The organism is Spirosoma humi (assembly GCF_054776575.1).
Genome location: NZ_BAAHBR010000018.1, coordinates 1 through 1,978, shown reverse-complemented (window position 1 = coordinate 1,978; position 1,978 = coordinate 1). Strand labels below are relative to the sequence as shown.

Sequence of the window (1,978 nt, the reverse complement as noted above, 5' to 3'; positions counted from 1 at the left end):
GACACCACCCGGCCCTGCCCACCCACCCTCGCCCTGGACTCGCTGAACTGTGCCAGCCTGAGCCCCGAGAGCTTCTGCGACCAGACCAGCTTCACCAACCAGCTTAGCTGGAGTCCCAACACGGGACCCGGCTGTGATGCCAACATTGCCTCCTACAAGATCTACTATGGTCGCTACCGTCAGGACACGCTCGCGGCCCTGAGCTCGGTGAGTGTGCCCACCACCCGCTTCGAGCACACGGGCCTGAGCACGGTGGCGGGCTGCTACTACGTGACGGCGGTGAGCCAGCGGGGGCTGGAGAGCGCCCCTTCCAACAAGGTCTGCAACGAGGCCTGCCCGGCGCTGGTGCTGCCCAATGTGTTCACCCCCAACGGGGATGGCAAGAACGATGTGTTCAGTCCGCTGAAGTGTCCACGGTTTGTCGAGCAGATCAGTTTTGTGGTCTACACCCGGTGGGGGGCCAAGGTGTATGAGGGGGTGGGGCCGACGCTGAGCTGGGATGGCCGGGGCAGCGACGGCTCAGCTTTGCCGACGGGTTTGTACTACTACCAGGCGACGGTTCGGTTTGCGGTGCTGGACCGCAACGCCCCCCCGACGGTGATCAAGAGCTGGGTCCAGATCATCCGCGAAGAAACCTCACTACGATAAATAATTAGCCCATATAGGAGCGGTAAAAGGAGAAAGAAATGGCCATAAGCTATTTCTCTTTCTCCTTTTTTCTTTTTACCTTATCTTACGACCCAATATTGATACACTTTTTACCCGGTGAAGCGTTTTAAGAAAAACGTGACAATTCTATGCGGTTTCTCTATATATCCGGGCTTTTGAGCCTTTTTTTTGGTGCTGTACTCTATCCCAGCATAAGTCAGGCAACCCACGTTAGAGCTGGCGAGATTACGACTAAGCGTATTTCTACAACCTCCCTGACATACAAAGTTACCTTTACGGCCTATTTTGATGAAGTGAAAGGCAAACCAGCCGCTGATCAGGCTGAAAACTACACCATTTGCTTTGGCGATGGGACAACGGCTGATGTTCGACGCAGTAGCCGCGTTTACATTAATGGCCGTACGTCATCGGTTAACAGTTATACGGTTATTCATACTTATCCCGGACCAGGTACCTATACCATCGGGGTTACCGTGCCTAACCGTAACGCCGACACCAAAAACCTGCCACCAGCAGCCAATTCTGACCAGATTCGATTCTTCGTCTCGACGACGATTTACATCAATGCGGCCCTGCTGACCAACTCCACCCCCGTGATGCTCAACCCACCCCTGGACTCGGGACGCGTGGGCCAGAAGTTCTGCCACAACCCGGCCGCCTTCGATGCCGATGGCGATAGCCTCGCCTACCGGCTGAGTGTGCCCGCAACTAGTCTGACAGATAACGGATGTACAGGGCGGGCAATCCCAGCCTATCAGGACCCCACCCGTTTCAGCACCGCCCGCGAAGACGGCAGTGCCCCCCCCACCTTCTCGATCAACCCCATCACCGGTGAACTCTGCTGGGATGCCCCCGGCGAACTGGGTCAGTTTAACTTTGCTTTCATTATTGAAGAATGGCGCAACGGCGTGCTCATCGGCGAGATCACCCGCGACATGCAGATCATCGTCGTCGACAGCCCCAACAAACGACCCCTCATCCAGCCAATCCCCGACCTCTGCGTCCAGGCCGGCACCCTCATCAACCAGCCCGTCAACGCCACCGACCCCGACGGGCAACGCGTCATCATCTCCGGCTTCGGCGGAGTATTCAACATCGGTCCCGACCGACAGCCCCTGCCAGCGGCCGAACTCATCCAGCCCGCCTACGCCCGACTCATCAACGGCGACATCACCCAGAACCAGCCCGCCACGGCCACCTTCTCCTGGCAGACCAACTGCAACCAGCTCCGGGACACACCCTACGATGTGACCTTCAAGGTCAGCGACGTGCCCAACCGGCCCACCCCCTCGCTGGTCTCCTTCCAGAC

Annotated in this window: 2 protein-coding genes; both read left to right on the top strand. The window is 57.9% G+C overall.

Going from position 1 to position 1,978, the window contains the following annotated elements; translation table 11 throughout:
• On the top strand, positions 1-648 hold a 648-nt coding region (locus ACYU8Y_RS26460), incomplete at its 5' end, for a gliding motility-associated C-terminal domain-containing protein (RefSeq protein ID WP_460941224.1).
• A gap of 149 nt (positions 649-797) precedes the next feature.
• On the top strand, positions 798-1,978 hold a 1,181-nt coding region (locus ACYU8Y_RS26455), incomplete at its 3' end, for a PKD domain-containing protein (RefSeq protein ID WP_460941223.1).